At 49.6% G+C, this 17,976-nt stretch carries 19 protein-coding genes; 17 read left to right on the top strand and 2 right to left on the bottom strand.

Annotated features, from left to right (window positions below; genetic code table 11):
• Positions 1-71: 71 nt before the first annotated feature.
• From CWM47_RS12960 to CWM47_RS12890, 16 genes are all read left to right on the top strand, one after another.
• On the top strand, positions 72-857 hold the full coding sequence (locus CWM47_RS12960) for an L-fucose dehydrogenase (RefSeq protein WP_100988382.1): 786 nt from the start codon (positions 72-74) through the stop codon (positions 855-857).
• 35 nt (positions 858-892) lie between these two features.
• A complete protein-coding gene (gene fucP / locus CWM47_RS12955; protein ID WP_100988381.1) occupies positions 893-2,284 on the top strand; it encodes an L-fucose:H+ symporter permease in 1,392 nt (463 codons plus the stop codon).
• A 4-nt stretch (positions 2,285-2,288) separates the two neighbouring features.
• Positions 2,289-2,615 carry an L-rhamnose mutarotase gene (locus CWM47_RS12950; protein WP_100988380.1) on the top strand — a complete coding sequence of 109 codons (327 nt, stop codon included), beginning with the start codon at positions 2,289-2,291 and terminating at the stop codon, positions 2,613-2,615.
• A 158-nt stretch (positions 2,616-2,773) separates the two neighbouring features.
• Positions 2,774-3,247, top strand: coding sequence for a hypothetical protein (locus CWM47_RS12945; RefSeq protein ID WP_100988379.1), 474 nt, complete (start codon positions 2,774-2,776; stop codon positions 3,245-3,247).
• Entirely contained in the window at positions 3,244-3,444 is a 201-nt protein-coding gene (locus CWM47_RS12940) for a helix-turn-helix transcriptional regulator (RefSeq protein ID WP_100988378.1), read from the top strand. Before CWM47_RS12945 ends, CWM47_RS12940 begins: the two co-directional genes overlap by 4 nt.
• Positions 3,428-4,030, top strand: coding sequence for a zeta toxin family protein (locus CWM47_RS12935; protein WP_240625888.1), 603 nt, complete (start codon positions 3,428-3,430; stop codon positions 4,028-4,030). The genes CWM47_RS12940 and CWM47_RS12935 overlap by 17 nt, the downstream gene beginning before the upstream one ends.
• Complete coding sequence (locus CWM47_RS38765; protein ID WP_170069425.1) at positions 4,014-4,172, top strand: hypothetical protein; 159 nt, start codon at positions 4,014-4,016, stop codon at positions 4,170-4,172. Before CWM47_RS12935 ends, CWM47_RS38765 begins: the two co-directional genes overlap by 17 nt.
• A gap of 122 nt (positions 4,173-4,294) precedes the next feature.
• Positions 4,295-6,223 carry a CocE/NonD family hydrolase gene (locus tag CWM47_RS12930; RefSeq protein ID WP_100988376.1) on the top strand — a complete coding sequence of 643 codons (1,929 nt, stop codon included), beginning with the start codon at positions 4,295-4,297 and terminating at the stop codon, positions 6,221-6,223.
• A gap of 56 nt (positions 6,224-6,279) precedes the next feature.
• On the top strand, positions 6,280-6,561 hold the full coding sequence (locus tag CWM47_RS12925; RefSeq protein WP_100988375.1) for a DUF427 domain-containing protein: 282 nt from the start codon (positions 6,280-6,282) through the stop codon (positions 6,559-6,561).
• Positions 6,558-7,292: an ABC transporter ATP-binding protein gene (locus tag CWM47_RS12920; protein WP_100988374.1), complete on the top strand. Its 735-nt coding sequence runs from the start codon at positions 6,558-6,560 to the stop codon at positions 7,290-7,292. The genes CWM47_RS12925 and CWM47_RS12920 overlap by 4 nt, the downstream gene beginning before the upstream one ends.
• Positions 7,285-8,838, top strand: a complete 1,554-nt coding sequence (locus CWM47_RS12915) for an ABC transporter permease/substrate-binding protein (protein ID WP_100988373.1) — start codon at positions 7,285-7,287, stop codon at positions 8,836-8,838. Before CWM47_RS12920 ends, CWM47_RS12915 begins: the two co-directional genes overlap by 8 nt.
• Before the next feature lie 229 nt (positions 8,839-9,067).
• Positions 9,068-9,946 (top strand): alpha/beta hydrolase, encoded by an 879-nt coding sequence (locus CWM47_RS12910; RefSeq protein ID WP_100988372.1) that lies wholly within the window; start codon positions 9,068-9,070, stop codon positions 9,944-9,946.
• A 58-nt stretch (positions 9,947-10,004) separates the two neighbouring features.
• Complete coding sequence (locus CWM47_RS12905; protein ID WP_100988371.1) at positions 10,005-11,630, top strand: carboxylesterase/lipase family protein; 1,626 nt, start codon at positions 10,005-10,007, stop codon at positions 11,628-11,630.
• A 114-nt stretch (positions 11,631-11,744) separates the two neighbouring features.
• Positions 11,745-13,040 carry a CitMHS family transporter gene (locus CWM47_RS12900; protein WP_100988370.1) on the top strand — a complete coding sequence of 432 codons (1,296 nt, stop codon included), beginning with the start codon at positions 11,745-11,747 and terminating at the stop codon, positions 13,038-13,040.
• Positions 13,037-14,359 carry an acyclic terpene utilization AtuA family protein gene (locus tag CWM47_RS12895; RefSeq protein ID WP_100988369.1) on the top strand — a complete coding sequence of 441 codons (1,323 nt, stop codon included), beginning with the start codon at positions 13,037-13,039 and terminating at the stop codon, positions 14,357-14,359. The genes CWM47_RS12900 and CWM47_RS12895 overlap by 4 nt, the downstream gene beginning before the upstream one ends.
• The gene (locus CWM47_RS12890; protein ID WP_100988368.1) at positions 14,356-14,667 is read left to right on the top strand and encodes an AtuA-related protein; all 312 of its coding nucleotides are present in this window, start codon (positions 14,356-14,358) and stop codon (positions 14,665-14,667) included. Before CWM47_RS12895 ends, CWM47_RS12890 begins: the two co-directional genes overlap by 4 nt.
• Before the next feature lie 102 nt (positions 14,668-14,769).
• On the opposite strand, the gene CWM47_RS12885 is transcribed toward CWM47_RS12890, so the two are convergent.
• Positions 14,770-15,726, bottom strand: coding sequence for a YsnF/AvaK domain-containing protein (locus CWM47_RS12885; protein ID WP_100988367.1), 957 nt, complete (start codon positions 15,724-15,726; stop codon positions 14,770-14,772).
• 47 nt (positions 15,727-15,773) lie between these two features.
• Positions 15,774-16,226: a YsnF/AvaK domain-containing protein gene (locus CWM47_RS12880; protein WP_240625887.1), complete on the bottom strand. Its 453-nt coding sequence runs from the start codon at positions 16,224-16,226 to the stop codon at positions 15,774-15,776.
• A gap of 368 nt (positions 16,227-16,594) precedes the next feature.
• On the opposite strand from CWM47_RS12880, the gene CWM47_RS12875 reads away from it, so the two are divergent.
• Positions 16,595-17,698 carry an endonuclease/exonuclease/phosphatase family protein gene (locus CWM47_RS12875; RefSeq protein ID WP_100993854.1) on the top strand — a complete coding sequence of 368 codons (1,104 nt, stop codon included), beginning with the start codon at positions 16,595-16,597 and terminating at the stop codon, positions 17,696-17,698.
• The last annotated feature ends 278 nt before the right edge of the window (positions 17,699-17,976 follow it).

Here is a 17,976-nt window from a genome sequence, read left to right as displayed (position 1 = left end):
AGGAGAATTGACAATCATTTGTCTTTCTCGTTTCGTCGTTGATGTTTTATGGGATAGCCAATTAACCAGGCATGAATTTAAACTTACAGAATAAGATCATTATTGTTACGGGCGGGGCTAAAGGAATCGGCGAAGGTATTTCGACGGTGCTCGCTGCAGAAGGGGCTATTCCGGTTATTATTGGCCGTAGCGAAGAAGACAATATAAAAACCGTTGATGCCATTCGCGCTTCGGGTGGACAGGCATACCAGTTTGTTGCCGAGTTAACCAAGCCCGACGATTGTAAGCGGGCGGTGGAGCAAACATTGGCTCAGTTTGGCCGTATCGACGGGCTGGTAAACAATGCCGGTGTCAATGACAGCGTAGGGCTGGAACACGGGTCATACGAAGGCTTTATGGCGTCGCTACACAAGAATTTGGTGCATTACTACCTGATGGCGCACCATGCGTTACCCGCCCTGAAAGCCTCGAAAGGAGCGATTGTCAACATTGGCTCAAAAGTGGCCGAAACAGGGCAGGGGAACACCTCTGCTTATGCGGCTGCCAATGGCGGGCGCAACGCGCTGACCCGCGAATGGGCGGTGGAATTGTTACCCTATGGCATCCGCGTCAACTGCGTGGTGGTGGCTGAAAGCTGGACCCCATTGTATGCCAGCTGGATCAAAACCCTTCCTAATCCAGACGAGAAACTAAAGCAGATCGTGTCGAAAATTCCGCTTGAACACCGCATGACTACGCCCGAAGAACTGGCGAATGCAGTCGCGTTTCTGTTGTCCGATAAATCGAGCCACACCACCGGGCAGCTCATCCACGTCGATGGTGGCTACACACATCTGGATCGATCCATTACCGATTAATTTTCTTAATCCCCCTCCTAAACGCTAAAATCAGAATGGCTTTACCTGCTTCGACAACGTCGGCAAAGATCAAGTCCGGGTCTACCGGAAATTATGGCCTGGCATTCGCGCTCGTCACCAGTTTGTTTTTCCTTTGGGGACTGGCCAACAGTCTCAATGGATCGCTGATCAAACAGTTTCAGATCGCGCTGGACCTGGATCGCTTTCAGGCCGGTATTGTCGATTTTGCGTTCTACCTCGGCTATTTTTTTATGGCTTTGCCCGCTGGCTATGTCATGCGGAAGTTTGGCTATAAGCGGGGAATCTTGCTTGGCTTACTCCTGTACGGGGGCGGGGCGTTCCTGTTCTACCCAGCCGCCGAAGTGCGGGTATATAGTTTTTTCCTGCTGGCCCTGTTTACAATGGCGTGCGGCATTGCGTTCCTGGAAACAGCCGCCAACCTCTACGTTACGGTACTTGGCGACCCCAACAAAGCGGAGTGGCGACTCAATTTTTCGCAGTCATTCAACGGGATCAGCATCATTCTGGGGCCAATTATCGGTGCGTTGTTTATCTTCTCGAAAACCGAATACACTCCCGATATGCTGAAAGCAATGGCACCCGTAGAGGCACAAGCCATTCGGGTGCAGGAAGCCCTTTCGGTGCAGGGGCCTTACCTGGTAATCGGGACGATAATAGCCCTGATGACCGTCTTGTTTTTTGTTACAAAAATGCCTGAAGTGGGGGAGGAGGAAGAGCAGTCGGCGGGGAACATTCCTATTACGAGCCTGTTTCGGCACCGGCATCTGACGCTTGGTATCATCGCGCAGTTCGTCAATGTAGGCGCGCAGGCTACGCTTTGGGGCTACTTTGTTGACCTTAAACTCGATTTTTCGCGGGAAGGCCACTGGGCATTGGCTGAAGGTTATATGAATATCATTAACTCGGTAACGGGTTCGCCAACGGATATGTCGCCCACACAGATAGCGGGTTTCCATGCATCGTTTGCGCTGGTTTTATTCATGCTCGGTCGCTTTGTGGGTACCTCGTTGATGACCCGCATCAAGCCCAATACCGTATTGGCTGTCTATGCCGCCGGAGCACTGGCTATGGTTATTCTGGCGATGGCCACGGGTGGTCTGACGGCTGTTATCGCCCTCAGTTTTACCTATTTCTTCCAGTCTATCCAATTCCCAACCATCTTCGCGCTGTCTACCAAAGGGCTGGGTGTGGAGTCGAAAATTGCATCGTCGCTGGTCATTATGAGTATTGTAGGTGGCGCGTTGTTGCCACTCGTGGCTGGGGCCTTATTTGCCAAAGGGGCCGTGTATGCGTTGCTGGTGCCCTTGGTTTGCTTCGCCTACATTCTATATTACGCCACACGCGGGTATCAGATCACGACTGCTGACTTGCACGCATCCACCATCGCCCCCGAAATTGCCCCTTAAGCCAATGCGTTATTGCTTTGCCCTCGACCTCAAAGACGACCCGGCCCTGATTGCCGAATACGAACAGCACCACAAGCGAATCTGGCCTGAAATCGAAGCCAGTATTCGCGAGTCGGGTATTACCGATATGCAGCTTTTCCGCACTGGCAACCGGATGTTTATGATCATGGAAACCGACGAGACATTTTCGTTCGAAGCCAAATCTGCCGCCGATGCCGCCAGCCCCATCGTACAAAAATGGGAGAATCTGATGTGGGGCTACCAGCAAGCAATTCCCACGGCAAAACCCGGTGAGAAGTGGGTACTAATGGAGCGGTTTTTCAAGCTGTGAGCGCTCTGGCGCGGGTATTTACCCGTGCCATCTTGCCATGAAAATGCTAGGTTTTATCCATGACCTAGCATTTTTTTTTAATATTGTTTTGTAAAGTTTATTTGACATTATGAAAAACTTGCTTTACGTTTGGTGTGTCAAATAAACTTTACATTCACATGAAAACAAAGTGGCTTTTCCCGCATCGTTTCCGGCTAATCGGCTGGTTAATTTTCGTGCCATCAGCAATTCTTGGCTTGGCGGCTTTATATGTAGATTTTAAGATTAGCTGGCTAACGGCCAACTGGCTTAGTGAGTCAATAACCATACTATCAGGTAATTCGGTAGGGCACGTAACCGAGAATCAGGATCTAACGGATGAAGTAGCTGCTATCGGTATTATTATCGGCCTGCTGCTAATAGGCTTTTCCTGTGAGAAGGTGGAAGACGAGATGATTGGGCAATTACGCCTTGAAGCCTTGCAATGGAGTGTCTATGCTAATTACATTATCCTGGCCATTGCCATCTTAACTGTTTATGATATGGCCTTTTTTAACGTCATGATTTACAATATGTTCACGGTGTTGCTGGTCTTTATTAGTCGTTTTCGGTGGCTTATTTACCGGAATAACCACACAGTACTCGCTTTATGAAAAACCGATTGAAAGTAGAGCGGGCGGAACATAACCTGTCGCAGGCGGATCTGGCAGATCGCATTGGTGTGAGTCGGCAGACGATCAACTCGATTGAAACAGGCCGCTACGTACCCTCCACGATTCTAGCTCTAAAATTGGCAACGGTATTTGGCAAGGCCGTAGAGCATATCTTTACGCTTGAAGAAACCGATTGATACAATGCCGAACTTGTATATCATGGCCGGGCCAAATGGAGCCGGAAAAACCACTGCTGCTTATACACTACTACCTGAAGTTTTGGATGTGTGGGAGTTTGTCAATGCAGATGAAATAGCGAGAGGATTATCGCCATTTAAGCCAGATTCGGTCGCTTTTGAGGCTGGACGAATCATGTTGCAACGGGTTGACCATCTTATGAAACAAGGTGTTGATTTTGCCTTCGAAACAACATTGTCTACTCGTTCGTATGTGCAAACAATTCGTCGGGCTAAGGAAGCAGGTTATACAATCACACTTTTTTTTGTATATTTATCATCGGCAGAGATGGCCGTTGATCGTGTAGCGAAACGAGTATCAATGGGTGGGCACAATATTCCTACTGACGTTGTTCATCGGAGATACGAACGAGCATTGACTAATTTATTTACCTTGTACCTGCCGATTTGTGATTCGTTTCTCATAATCAACAACAGTGGAGATGAACCAGTTGAAATAGCGCAAGGTGGTTTATTAAAGCCGACGATTGTTCTGGATCAGATTTTGTGGAATTATTTATTAAACAGCTATGGAAACGCCAGTTAAACAGGAAAATATTTCGAAAAAAGTAATGGATGGCTTTCGATTGGCTCACAAGCGATTAGTGGAGAAAGCAAAACGTGAAGACGACACCCTCGTCATCGAACGCGATGGCAAAATTGTCCACGTCAGAGCCCGGGACTTATGAACGAACGTAAACAATGACGTCAAAACGCCCACATATGTCGGGCGTTTTTTGTTGGTCGCGGTGTTGAGCATATCGTTATCTTTACGGCCAGCAACTTCATCCAAAAATACCTGCTAACAAGAATGAAATACTGGCTTTACCTACTTATCCTCGTTACGTTAATCCTGCCCGCACAGGCACAACTGACCTCAACCGGCAACTTCGTTCGGGACAACTACCAGAAATTCGAATACAAAATCCCGATGCGCGACGGCACAAAACTACACACCGCCGTGTACGTGCCGAAAGATGCCTCGGCAACCGCAAAGTACCCGTTCATGATGCAGCGGACCTGCTACAGCGTGGCCCCTTACGGTGCCGATGCCTATCCGGCACAGGTTGGTCCATCGGGAACGCTCATGCGCGACAAGTTTATTTTTGTCTATCAGGATGTTCGTGGCCGTTGGGCATCGGAAGGCACCTGGACCAACATGACACCAACCGTTACCAATCAGCAACCGGCGGTGGTGGCGAAGGGAAAAAAGAAGACCACCACGCCTGTTAGCACGACTGCCATTGATGAAAGCTCGGATACCTACGACACCATCGAATGGCTACTCAAAAACGTGCCAAATAACAACGGTCGGGTGGGGCAGTGGGGCATTAGCTACCCCGGTTTCTACACGGCGGCATCATTGCCAAACGCGCACCCGGCCTTAAAAGCCGCTTCGCCACAGGCTCCCATAGCTGATTTCTTCTTTGATGATTTTCACCACAACGGGGCATTTATTCAAGCGTATCTGTTTACGTTTCCGGTTTTTGGCGTCCAGCATGCCGAGCCAACGACCAAGGCCTGGTATAACGACCAGATGATTAAAACCGGTTCGAATGATGGTTTTCAATGGCAGTATGACCTGGGGCCGCTGAAAAATGCGGATAAATACTACAAGGATAATTTCTACTGGCAGGAAACGGTCAACCACCCGAACTACGACGAATTCTGGCAGAAACGGGGCCTTCTGCCACACCTCAAGAACATCCGACCCGCCGTGATGACCGTTGGTGGCTGGTTCGATGCCGAAGACTTGTATGGGCCGCTAAACATCTACAAAACAATTGAGAAGAGTACTCCCAATGCCTATAATACGCTGGTGATGGGACCCTTTGGGCATGGCCGCTGGTCGCGTGAGACGGGCCATACGCTGCACAGTAATGTTTATTTTGGCGATAGCATCGCGACGTTCTATCAACGGAATATCGAAGCGAAATTCTTTACTCACTTCCTGAAAGGAGCGGGCGATGGCAAAACCGGGCTACCCGAAGCCTACCTCTTCAATACAGGTCGTAACGAATGGAAAACGTTCGACAAATGGCCCGTTGCCGATGCTCCTGTTAAGCAGTTTTTCCTGATGTCGGATGGGACACTGGCAAACAATCGGACAATGCAGGCAACGAACAATCTGTTCTCGGAATTCATCAGCGACCCCATGAAGCCTGTTCCGTATACGGAAGATATTACGACGACACAAGGATTCACACCCTTCAATTATATGTCGGAGGATCAACGGTTTGCAGGCCGTCGGCCCGATGTATTGACGTTCCAGACGGAGGTGCTGACCGAAGATATGACGCTGGGGGGCGAAATTATGGCCAAACTCAAAGTGAGCACAACGGGTACCGATGCCGACTGGGTAGTTAAATTGATCGACGTGTACCCGCCCAACGAACCGAATCATGCTTACATGCCGAACAAAAACATCACATTAGGTAACTACCAGCAAATGGTTCGTTCGGAAGTTATGCGCGGTCGGTTCCGCAACTCATTCGAGAAGCCGGAGCCATTCAAAGCGGGTGAAGTAACCGACGTGAATTTCCGGGTACAGGATGTGTTGCACACTTTCAAAAAAGGTCACCGGGTCATGATTCAAGTGCAAAGTACGTGGTTCCCGCTGATCGACCGGAATCCACAGAAATATGTGGATAACATCTACAAAGCCGATGCCGCTGACTTCCAGAAAGCAACGCACCGGGTGTACGATAACTCAGTCATTGAGGTTCAGGTGATGAAGTAAAAACTAGTTGCTGAATTATAGGGTTGTTAGTTTATAACCCTATAAATAACACTATTATGAAAGCTATCTGGAACGGTGAAACCATCGCCGAAAGTGACGACACCGTCATTGTTGAAAATAATCATTACTTCCCGAAAGATTCGGTTAAGGCTAAATTTCTGGTCGATAGCGAAACGCACACAACCTGCCCCTGGAAAGGTCTGGCATCTTACTATACCCTGACGGTCGACGGCAAAACCAACCCTGATGCCGCCTGGTATTATCCCGAACCGAAATCGGCCGCTAGCGAAATCAAAAACCGGGTAGCGTTCTGGAAAGGCGTACAAGTAGTTGAATGATCGAAATCCAAAATCTGACCAAACAATTTGACTCTTATACAGCTGTTAATGACGTATCACTCACGGTAGGGAAGGGCGAGACCTTGGTGTTGCTCGGAACGAGTGGGTGCGGTAAAACCACGACGCTCAAAATGATCAACCGACTGATTGAGCCAACTTCCGGCTCAATCACTGTCGATGGTATTGATGTACGACAGCAGGCGGGCCCTGAGTTGCGCCGGCGAGTTGGCTACGTCATTCAGGATGGTGGTCTTTTTCCGCACTACACCGTTGCCGATGCTATTGCTACTGTGCCCAAACTACTCAATTGGGAGCCAGCCCGAATACAGGAGCGAACTCATGAGTTAATGGAGAAACTTCAGTTACCCGTCGCATTGCTAACCCGCTACCCGGCCGAATTAAGTGGTGGCCAGCGGCAACGCGTTGGACTGGCGCGGGCATTAGCTGTTAATCCGCCCGTGGTGCTCATGGACGAACCCTTTGGCGCGCTCGATCCGTTCACCCGGAAACACGTTCGGCGGGAGTTGTTCGGACTGAATGAACTGCGCGAAACGACCGTCGTTCTGGTTACGCACGATGTGAGTGAAGCCCTCGAACTCGCCGACCGTATTGCGCTTATGGACAAGGGGCAGATTGTCCAAATCGGTCCGCCTGACGAGTTACTGACGAACCCGGCCACTGACTTTGTTCGCGATTTTCTGGACGACAAACCTCATCGGCTACATGACTAACTTCTTCCTGTTCATCCGCGATCATGCCGATAAACTGCTGGAGCAAACGTTAACCCACATCGGGTTAACGTTTGTGTCCTTGTTGCTGGCGTTATTGATTGGTGTACCCCTTGGCATTCTCATTTCACGTCGAACCCGGCTGGCGAGTGGCGTTCTGGGCGTGGCTGGCGTGTTGCAAACCGTGCCGAGTGTAGCGCTGTTGGGCTTCCTGATTCCGCTGTTGGGTATCGGCGTTGGCCCGGCGCTGGTGGCATTGTTTCTATATGCATTGCTGCCCATTATTCGGAACACCTATGTGGGTATTACGGAAGTTAGCCCGTCAATAAAAGAAGCTGCAACGGGGGTAGGTATGACCAAAAATCAGGTCCTGACGAAGGTCGAGTTACCGCTGGCGCTGCCTGTTATTTTTGCGGGTGTACGAACGGCAACCGTCATCAATGTGGGTGTGGCTACACTGGCGGCTTATGTCGCTGCGGGTGGTTTGGGCGAGTTTATTTTTAGCGGCATCGCCCTGAGTAACGTCAGTATGATGCTGGCCGGGGCCATTCCGGCGGCTTTACTGGCGGTTGGCTTCGATTTTGGATTGGCCCGTTTACAAAACCTGTCTGTCAAAAAACTGAGAGTGGGCGCACTGGCATTTGTCATTCTGGTGCCGTTTCTATCGGCGTTTTACCTCTTGCCGGGTCGGCAGGACAAATTGGTAGCGGGTTTTGCCCACGAGTTTTATGGCCGTGCCGATGGCTATCCGGGCTTGCAGAAAACCTATGGGCTACAGCTTCGGCCCCGGCTCATCGACCAGAATCTGATGTATGAAGCCATTCGAAGGGAGCAGGTCGATATTATTAGTGGCTACTCCACTGATGGCCGTATTAAGGCGTTTAATTTATTGGTGCTGGAGGATACCAAACATGCATTTCCGCCCTACGATGCGGCCCCGGTTGTGCGGCAGACTACGCTCAAGCGTTACCCTGATCTCGGCCCAACGCTCAATCTTTTGGCTGGTAAACTCACCGATTCTGTCATGACGGCCCTGAACTACCAAGCCGATTATAAAAAAGAGTCGCCGGAGCAGGTGGCTCGTGATTTTCTGAAACGCGTGGGCTTGTACAAAATTCCGGCGGCAGGTGACCGTCCCGAAACGGTGGTCATGGGCTCAAAGGTATTTACCGAACAGTACATTCTGGCCGAGATTTACCGGCAACTGATTGAAGGTCAAACCCGCCTGCGCGTCGTGACAAAAACGGGTCTGGGCGGCACACAAATCTGTTTCGACGCCCTCCGCACCGGCGCTATTGATTTTTATCCCGAATACACCGGCACGGGTCTGCTGGTTGTGCTGCAACCCCCGGCGGCAATCCTCAAGAAGTTAACGATGCAATCAGACTCGGTGTATCGATTTTGCCAACAGCAATTTCAGGAAAAATATCAGCTCGACTGGCTGAAACCGCTTGGATTCAGCAATAGCTATTGCCTCATGATGCGTCGGGATCAGGCCAAAACAGTAGGCATTCGATCTATTGAGGAATTGGTGAGGTATTTGAAGTAAAGGTTCATACCGTTTCTCACACTACGGAAATAAACTGACACCAAGGCAGCGTATCCAGCCATTCATTTCAGGCTCGCAACCCCAGCATTACAAGAAATTTTACAAAAGAATAAGCAAATACTGCTAGAAAGATTCTTCTTTGTGTATTTTTGACGTAAAGCTATCTGCTCCCAGAATCGGGGCATTATAGTTTGTCAATGAGCCTCGTTATTAATCACCCTGTCTACCTATGAGTTTGTTTCGCTTGGCAGTCTGTATCTGTCTGCTAATCTTTCCTTTAATTGCTGTTCAAGCAAAAGTTGACTCGCTCGATGTTCCCAGTGCCGCTATGGGCCGGACGCTCAGGGCAGGGGTCGTATTGCCGGAACGATACAAGAAAATAAAACAGCCACTACCAGTGCTTTATCTGCTACATGGAGGCTCTGGGAACTTCCGTGACTGGCTTACTAAAGTGCCCGACAAGACGCTGTTGCAGCGGATGGCTGATCAGTATAACCTGATCATCGTCACACCCGATGGCGACCCAACCAGCTACTACTTCGATAGTCCGCTGGTTAAAACCAGCCAGTTCGAGACGTTTATTTCGAAAGAATTGATCGACAAAATTGACAGTAGCTACAAGACTGTTCGCGACAAAAAGGGCCGGATCATTGCCGGTTTGTCGATGGGCGGGCACGGCGCTATGTTTATAGCGAGCCGCCACCCTGAGCTGTACGCGGCCGCTGGGAGTATGAGTGGTGTTATGAACATCAACACCGCTACCTGGAAAGTCCCCGCCGATTTCGCCAAATCACGTGCCGATAATTTTGTTAAACTTTTGGGGACAGCTAAAGAGGGCGATGCACCTTATCCAGGCTATACAATGGTAACACTGGCCGACCAGCTTAAGGCCAATAATCTGCCGCTGATCTTCGATATTGGTGTCGATGATTTCCTGATCGAAACAAACCGTGATCTGCACCGTCGATTAATGGAGAACAAAACCCCGCACGACTATACCGAGCGGCCCGGTGCCCATACCTGGGAATATTGGGGAAATGCCCTGCCTTACCAACTGCTGTTCTTCAGCAACATCCTCAAAGCGAATGGGGTGTTTGTTATGAAGTAATCTCTAACAGATTAGTGCCTTCCAATAATACTGAAACATCTTACCAACCCCTGCTTTCATGAAAATCAAATCAACTTTCGTTTCTCTGCTGGTACTCAGCCTGCCGCTGCTGGCCGTAGCGCAATCAGCAAAGGAAACCGCTTCGCCCATTGTGGCGGGAAAAGGTATCGCCACAGTAAGCACCGAATCGGGCAGTGTGCGGGGTTATATTCACAATGGCACGTTTACGTTTAAAGGCATTCCGTATGCGAAAGCCGAACGGTTTGAAGCCCCCACCAAACCAGATTCCTGGACAGGCGTTCGGAGTTCGATGACTTACGGCCCCGTTTGCCCGATGGACATAACAACGACGACAAACGATGTCATTGAATTTCCCTTTCACCACGATTGGGGCTTTACCAACGAAAATTGCCTGAGCCTGAACGTCTGGACGCCACAGGCCACGCCTGCTCAAAAACGACCGGTTATGGTATGGTTGCACGGAGGTGGTTTCACGGCTGGCTCATCTGTCGAATTGCCATCGTATGATGGCGAAAATCTGACCAAAAAAGGCGACGTTGTCGTAGTTACGCTCAATCACCGGCTCAATGTGCTGGGTTTTCTGGATTTGTCGGCCTATGGTGAAAAGTACAAAAATTCAGCGAATGCGGGCCTGATGGATCTGGTAGTTGCCCTGCAATGGGTGAAGCAGAATATCAATCAGTTCGGTGGTGACCCGAACAACGTGACCATATTCGGCCAGTCGGGCGGGGGTGGTAAAGTGACCAGCCTCATGAACGCGCCATCGGCAAAAGGATTGTTCCACAAAGCCATTGTGCAAAGCGGCAGTTACATTACCAGTTTTACGGAAAGTGCGCTGATGAAGCAGGTGAGTGCTGCCTTACTGACAGAGTTGAATTTACAACCCAGCCAAGTCGATTCACTTCAGAAAATATCCTATGAACGCCTGAATGCCGCCAGCAAACGCGCATTGAAGAAAGTATCAGACGGGATGAAAGCCGAAGGGAAACCTACTTTCGGACTGGGCTGGGGACCAATTCACGACGGTAGTTTCCTGCCCTATCAACCTACAGACGCAGCCGCAATAGAACTGTCGAAAAATGTTCCGCTGCTGGTCGGCTCGACTAAAAATGAGTTTACTCCGTTCAACCCCGCCACCCGCGACATTACGATGGACGGGGTAAAAGAGAATGTGCAGAAGAAATACGGCGACAAAGCCGACGCGTATATGGCGGCTGTTAAGAAAGCCTATCCCGAAACGGTGAAACCATCAGATTACCTGGACATTGACTTCAACTTTCGCCCCCTCACCGTTAAACAGGCAAACGGGAAAGCAATTCCGGGCGCGGCTCCGGTTTATATGTACCTGTTCACCTGGCAGTCGCCGGTAATGGATGGCATGTACAAAGCTATGCACTGTATGGAAATCCCCTTTGCTTTCGATAATATCAGCCGTTGTGAAGAAATGACGGGTGGTGGAAAAGAAGCTCAAACCCTTGCCGACAAAATGAGCCGGGCCTGGATCGCCTTCGCCCGGACGGGTAACCCGAATCATAAGGGTTTACCCACCTGGCCAGCTTACACTGCCGAAAATGGGGCAACCATGATTCTCGACAACGTAAATCAGGTGAAAACCAACCCTGATAAAGAATTGCTGCAAATTGTGGCCGGGAAGTCGTTGTAAATAAACTTTTGGAGCAGGATTATAGGCCATAAACGGACTGACCATCCTGTAATCCTGCCCCAAAAGTAACCTCATCCCAAAACGTTTGTCTGTATTGAAAATATACCCTATACCATGCTGTCTCTCTTAGGGTTCGCCACCATTGGCGTTTTTCTAATACTGATTATCACCAAGCGTCTGTCGGTCATTACGGCCTTGGTGCTGGTTCCCGTTATCATGGGGCTTCTGGCAGGCTTTGGACCGAAAGAACTGGGCGAGATGGTGCTGGCAGGTATTAAGCAGGTGGCCCCAACGGGTATCCTGCTGATGTTTGCTGTGCTGTATTTCGGAACAATGCTCGATGTGGGCCTGTTCGATCCCGTTATTGCCGCCATCATCCGCTATGTCAAAGGCGACCCGCTCAAGGTCATTGTGGGAACGGCTATATTGACCATGATCGTTCACCTCGATGGCGATGGAACGGCAACATTTATGATCGTTATGTCGGCTTTTTTGCCGATTTACAAACAACTCAATATCAATCGACTGATGCTGTCGGGCATTGTGGCGCTGAGCGTTGGACCCATGCATTTGGTTCCGTGGTCGGGTACGTCGGCGCGGGCCATTTCGACCTTGAAAACAGATGCAACGCAACTTTTCAACCCCAATATTCCAGCCATTATTGCAGGTGTTATCTGGGTGTTGTTTGTGGCGTACTGGTTTGGCCTGAAAGAGCGGAAACGCCTGGGTGTTTCTGACCTGCGCTATGTTCATCACGAAAACCTGACCGATGAACAGCGGCAGTTCCGTCGCCCAAAACTCTTCTGGATAAATGCTGTGCTGACCATTGCGCTCATCACCACGCTCATGAAAGGCTGGGTTCCGGCCGCGGCCCTTTTCATTGTGGCGAGCGTGGTGGCTTTGCTCATCAACTATCCCAAACTGGCCGACCAACAGAAGGTTGTGCGCAGTCATGGCAACAATATTTTCATGGTGTCGAGTATGATCTTTGCCGCCGGTGTTTTTTCGGGAATCCTGACAGGCTCCCACATGATCGATGCGATGGCAACATCGGTAGTTTCGCTGATTCCGCAACAACACGCCAACTGGCTGCCAACGCTCACGGCCATTACCAGTATGCCCGCAAGTTTGCTCTTTACGCCCGATGCCTATTATTTTGGTGTAGTGCCGATCCTGAGCCAAACGGCGACGCAATTCGGCATTGACCCACTGGAAATTGGGCGGGCAGCTTTGCTGGGGCAGATGACTGTTGGTTTCCCGGTTAGCCCCCTCACTGCCTCGACTTTTTTGCTGATTGGTCTGGCGGAGGTTGATCTGGGCGACCACCAGAAATTTATCCTTAAATGGGCTTTCGGTACTACGCTCGTTATGACGCTGGCGGCTCTCTTGACCGGGTCAATTCATCTATGAAAGAAACTATCCGAATTGGCTGTGGCGCTGGCTTTTCCGGTGACCGGCTCGAACCGGCGGTGATTCTGGTTCAGGAGGGAAAGCTGGATTATTTAGTGCTCGAATGCCTGGCCGAGCGAACCATTTCGCTCGCGCAAAAACGCAAACGTCAGGACCCAACCAAAGGGTACGACCCCTTGCTCGAACGTCGAATCGAAAGCCTGTTGCCCGATTTGCTGGCCAACAACGTGCGCCTGATTACCAACATGGGCGCGGCCAACCCGCTGGCCGCTGCCGAAAAAATCTGCGAAATTGCCCGACGAATGAACCTGTCCGTCACGGTAGCCGCTGTTACGGGCGACGATGTGTTCGATCAGCTCACGGGCAATGAACAAGCACTGGAAACAGGAAAACCATTAACGGATTCCGCGCCACTGATTTCGGCAAATGCCTACCTCGGCACCGACGCAATTTTGCCTGCGCTGGCTACCTCTGCTCAGATCATCATTACGGGCCGCGTAGCCGACCCATCTCTATTTGTAGCTCCACTGGCGTATGAGTTCGGCTGGTCGCTGGACGACGTGAACCAGATTGGACAGGGAACCGTGATTGGCCACTTATTGGAATGCGCGGGGCAACTTACGGGTGGTTACTTTGCCGATCCCGATAAGAAAGACTTACCCGATATGGCGCACCTGGGCCATCCGTTTGCGGATATTTCGGCAGATGGTACAGCGGTCTTTGGCAAGGTAGCCGGTACGGGTGGACTACTGAGCGTTGCAACGGCCAAAGAGCAATTATTGTATGAAGTCATGGACCCCAGCCGCTACATCACGCCCGATGTTATTGCCGATTTTACGCAGGTACATTTAACCCAAACCGCCCCAAACCAGGTGCGTGCTACGGGTGGGCGGGGACAGGTTCGACCTGATACGCTCAAAGTAAGCGTGGGTTATGAAGCCGGTTATATTGGCGAAGGCGAACTGTCCTATGCGGGTTCGAATGCCCTGGGTCGGGCAAAATTAGCCGGAGCAATCATTCAGAATCGGCTACAAGACCGCTTCCCTGATCTGCGCATCGACTACATCGGTAGTGTATCCGTTCACCGGAAAACCTTCGGTACTTACCCTGATCCGTATGAGATTCGGCTGCGGGTAGCGGGCCGTGCCAAGACTGCTGAACAGGCCGCTTTAGTAGGCGAAGAGGTCGAAGCGCTTTATACCAACGGACCCGCCGGTGGGGGCGGGGCTCGTAAGTACATTCACGAGGTTGTGGGCATCGTTTCGACACTTATCCCCCGCACTAAACTAACACCCCAATTCATTCTACGACACGCTTGAAAATCAAACTCTATAAACTGGCCCATAGCCGGGCAGGCGACAAAGGCAATACGCTAACGCTTTCCCTGATTCCTTATAATGATGAGGATTACGCATTGCTATGCACGCAGGTTACTGCCGAATCGGTAAAGAACCACTTACGCGACATTGTTTCGGGTGAGGTAACCCGCTACGAAATGCCGAACCTGCCTGCGCTTCAGTTTGTGTGTCAACAGGCGCTAACAGGTGGCGTAACGACTTCACTTACAATGGATCCTCACGGAAAAACCCTGAGTTATGCCTTGCTCGAAATGGAGATTGAAAGTTAATTTAGTTGATCATTGAGTTGTTCGTTAGAGAACGGTCAAACAACTTTCATAAAAATAGCCCGGTTCTGTTTCCAGAACCGGGCTATTCACTTTATTGACTTACTACCGATTGGTATAGCTAGTATTCGTATCGTCATCCAGATCAGAGGTACCTGTGTACCCGGTGGTACGAGTCGTTTGCCCCGATTGATCTGGCAGGTTTTCAACCTCTACATCTGTGCTGCGAACGGTATCGCGTATTGTCTCAACGCGCTCGTTCACCTCTTTGCCAACCGAGATTTCTTCAACGACGTTGGCCGTTTTCGAAACAACGGGTACTTCGGCACGTTCAACCAGTTCGATCTGTCCCTCCTGGAAGGCATTCAGTTCATCGGCTGTAGCAGGACGGTTGACAGGCGTGCGTTGCACACTAACCCGTTCTTCGCGCAGGCGCAGGCTTTCTTCCACCGGCTTTTCAATAATCCGACTGCGTACCCGAACACCACCCCGCTCAACTTCCCGTTTGCCTACCTGTAGGTTTTCTTCGATTACTTTAAGCGTCTGATTGGGATCTGTTGATAGATTCCGATCCGTTGTGTTGGTCAAATCAGACGTAGTATTGTAGTCTGTTGTGTCTGCAAGGCCAGTTCCCGTAGTACCCGTGTAGGCAGTATCTCCATACGATTGAGTAGAGCCATACTGAGTTGTACCATATTCATTTGCCCGTTCGTCAACGTCAACGGCACCATACTCATCGAGTAAATCAGCTGCTCGCTCCGCTTCGTCCGACGATTGAGCATGAACTGTTACCAGCGAACCACGACTAGCTGCATCTGAATATTTGCGTGAATCATCGGAATCGCTGCCAAACAGTGAACTAAAGAAACCGCCAATTCCGCTGTCGTGATCGTTGTCATCGTCCCGATCAACGCGGGTGGTGGTGCTGTCGGTGTACGCTGACGATTGTTGAGCCGACAGGTCAATGCTGTCACGTGAGAAACCGTTATTAACTAGTTGGTCTACGGCTTGTTGCGCATCTGATGCGCTATCGAATACGCCGATTACTGTTTGCTGTGCCATTTTCTGTGGTTTTGTTGAGTTTACTTGATCTATTTGATTCACTACATTTAACTCGTTTCATGGAGGTCGGCAGTAACCGGTCTTCGGTCAATCACGACTTCTTCTTTTCGCAGAATAACTTCCTGCGGCTCACTCGTTTGTACCCGGTGTCTGATCACATGTACCTCTTCGACCAGTAGGAGCCGTTTAACAAATACCTCCTGCAAAACAGGAATAATCATGGTTTCGCCCTCATAACGAACGCTGGGGGACGTTTCCACGTACTGGTTGATGGCTACCCGTTCAACCGTAATTTCCTCCCGAACAACTGGTAGATCAACAATCTGTTTATCTTCATGTACGCGTTTAGCTATGGTCACTACACCCGTCTCAATCACCTTTTTGTTCACCTGAACCTGCTCCTGGATAACCGCAATCCGGTGGGTTTGCTCCATCCATTCTTCCTCCGTTGCAGAAGGCATGACGTTCGATAATGGCGTTGAATCGGCTTCGTAGTTCATGCTCAGTCTAAGGCTAAAAAGGTAAACTTTGTTTAAAATATTTATTCTATATGTATGATAGATTATGTATCCCTGCCTAACCTTTATTTCTATTTGTCTGCGTAACTAACTGTAAACCAAGGTCGCATTTTTTACGGTGTATAATGCGTATATAGTTAAAATAGATCATATAAAAATAAAATGGTAATAATGACTTAACAAAGTCAACCACTGCCAGATGGTATCGAACTACCGGATTGTTTGTGCAGGCAATGATTGTACATATATAATTTTGTAACTATCTGATTATTGGATGTTTATCTATGTTTGACAAAACCGCTGTGCATAGTTTACAGTTACACTCTTCATTAGCTATTCATTTAACCACCATGCACACTGTCGATTACGTTTTACTTACGTATGCTCTTGTTATTACAGTCGTCTCGTTCCTAAATCTTATCCGTCTTGATTACTGGTGGATTCGCATGTGGGATTTTCCGCATTTACAACTCACAGTGCTGGCCGCTGTTGGCCTCATTAGCTGGTTTGTCGTGCCGCACACCATGTCCGATTTCTTTTACGTTGTGCCTCTGGGTCTGTTTGCAACGCTGATTTATCAGGGCTGGTTAATTTATCCTTTTACACCCCTCCATCGAAAACAAGTGGTCCGCCTGGTTGCGGGAATAGGCAATGACAAAGTGGAGGATAATACCATCCGGCTGCTGGTATCCAACGTTCTGATGGATAATACCCGAACGGCTGATGTTCGGGATTTGGTAAACAAACACAAGCCTGATGTGGTGATGCTGCTGGAGGCTAACCAGCGATGGAAAGACGAGATATCGTCGATTGAGAAAGATTATCCCTACCAGGTGTTATATCCACTGGAGAATACATACGGCATGTTGCTGTACTCGCGATTCCAGATTCGCCAACACGAGCTGCGTTTCCTGATTCAGGACGATATCCCGTCAGTCTATGCGCAACTTGAATTACCCTCGGCTCAGATCGTTCATTTCTATGGTGTTCATCCTATGCCTCCCAGCCCAACAGAGCATTACCGGTCAACCGAGCGCGATGCCGAATTATTGCTTGTGGGCAAAGAAGCCAGAGAAAAGGTGGGTCCCATCATCGTGGCAGGTGATCTGAACGATGTAGCCTGGTCGCACACCACCCGTTTGTTTCAGCGCGTGAGCGGCTTACTTGACCCGCGCATTGGCCGGGGTTTGTACAACACCTTTCATGCCTGGTACTTCTTTTTGCGCTGGCCGTTGGACCATGTGTTTGTGTCGCCCCATTTTCACTTGCAGAAGATTCTTCGTTTGCCAAATTGCGGTTCCGATCACTTTCCTATGTTCATTGCGTTAACATATGTACCTGATCAGGAACAGGTTATTGCGGATGTAGAAATACCTGAACCTGAGGGGGATGATCTGGAGGTGGCACGCGAGAAAATTGCCGAAGCGAAAGAGACGTCAAATACGGCTCAATAACTGGGATCTTACGAAAGCTTGCTCATTAAATAACTTGCTTCGCGGTATTTTGCCCTGGCTCTGTCGGCCCAATAAAAGACCGAGCCTCAATAGCGGTAATCTTTGGTAAACTGGAGCACTTCGTCTTGTTCGAAGATTCCTCCTATCGTCTGGATGTTAAAGTTAATAATATGAATTTCAGTTAACTAACTAAAATAAATCGATAAAGAGCCGTGTTACTTTAACTGTAGGAAAAAGGTCCCTGATATTGCTACCAGGGACCTTTTTCCTACAGTTAA

This window comes from Spirosoma pollinicola (genome assembly GCF_002831565.1).
GTDB classification, from domain to species: domain Bacteria; phylum Bacteroidota; class Bacteroidia; order Cytophagales; family Spirosomataceae; genus Spirosoma; species Spirosoma pollinicola.
This window is presented reverse-complemented; position numbering and strand designations above follow the sequence as displayed.

What these genes read in the sequence shown, in the direction of transcription:
- CWM47_RS12925 (WP_100988375.1), top strand. Translation starts at nt 6,280, where the DNA reads ATGAAAGCTATCTGGAACGGTGAAACCATCGCCGAAAGTGACGACACC.
- CWM47_RS12960 (WP_100988382.1), top strand. Translation starts at nt 72, where the DNA reads ATGAATTTAAACTTACAGAATAAGATCATTATTGTTACGGGCGGGGCT.
- CWM47_RS38765 (WP_170069425.1), top strand. Translation starts at nt 4,014, where the DNA reads ATGGAAACGCCAGTTAAACAGGAAAATATTTCGAAAAAAGTAATGGAT.
- CWM47_RS12950 (WP_100988380.1), top strand. Translation starts at nt 2,289, where the DNA reads ATGCGTTATTGCTTTGCCCTCGACCTCAAAGACGACCCGGCCCTGATT.
- CWM47_RS12945 (WP_100988379.1), top strand. Translation starts at nt 2,774, where the DNA reads ATGAAAACAAAGTGGCTTTTCCCGCATCGTTTCCGGCTAATCGGCTGG.
- fucP (WP_100988381.1), top strand. Translation starts at nt 893, where the DNA reads ATGGCTTTACCTGCTTCGACAACGTCGGCAAAGATCAAGTCCGGGTCT.
- CWM47_RS12875 (WP_100993854.1), top strand. Translation starts at nt 16,595, where the DNA reads ATGCACACTGTCGATTACGTTTTACTTACGTATGCTCTTGTTATTACA.
- CWM47_RS12915 (WP_100988373.1), top strand. Translation starts at nt 7,285, where the DNA reads ATGACTAACTTCTTCCTGTTCATCCGCGATCATGCCGATAAACTGCTG.
- CWM47_RS12895 (WP_100988369.1), top strand. Translation starts at nt 13,037, where the DNA reads ATGAAAGAAACTATCCGAATTGGCTGTGGCGCTGGCTTTTCCGGTGAC.
- CWM47_RS12920 (WP_100988374.1), top strand. Translation starts at nt 6,558, where the DNA reads ATGATCGAAATCCAAAATCTGACCAAACAATTTGACTCTTATACAGCT.
- CWM47_RS12905 (WP_100988371.1), top strand. Translation starts at nt 10,005, where the DNA reads ATGAAAATCAAATCAACTTTCGTTTCTCTGCTGGTACTCAGCCTGCCG.
- CWM47_RS12900 (WP_100988370.1), top strand. Translation starts at nt 11,745, where the DNA reads ATGCTGTCTCTCTTAGGGTTCGCCACCATTGGCGTTTTTCTAATACTG.
- CWM47_RS12880 (WP_240625887.1), bottom strand. Translation starts at nt 16,226, where the DNA reads ATGAACTACGAAGCCGATTCAACGCCATTATCGAACGTCATGCCTTCT.
- CWM47_RS12910 (WP_100988372.1), top strand. Translation starts at nt 9,068, where the DNA reads ATGAGTTTGTTTCGCTTGGCAGTCTGTATCTGTCTGCTAATCTTTCCT.
- CWM47_RS12885 (WP_100988367.1), bottom strand. Translation starts at nt 15,726, where the DNA reads ATGGCACAGCAAACAGTAATCGGCGTATTCGATAGCGCATCAGATGCG.
- CWM47_RS12930 (WP_100988376.1), top strand. Translation starts at nt 4,295, where the DNA reads ATGAAATACTGGCTTTACCTACTTATCCTCGTTACGTTAATCCTGCCC.
- CWM47_RS12940 (WP_100988378.1), top strand. Translation starts at nt 3,244, where the DNA reads ATGAAAAACCGATTGAAAGTAGAGCGGGCGGAACATAACCTGTCGCAG.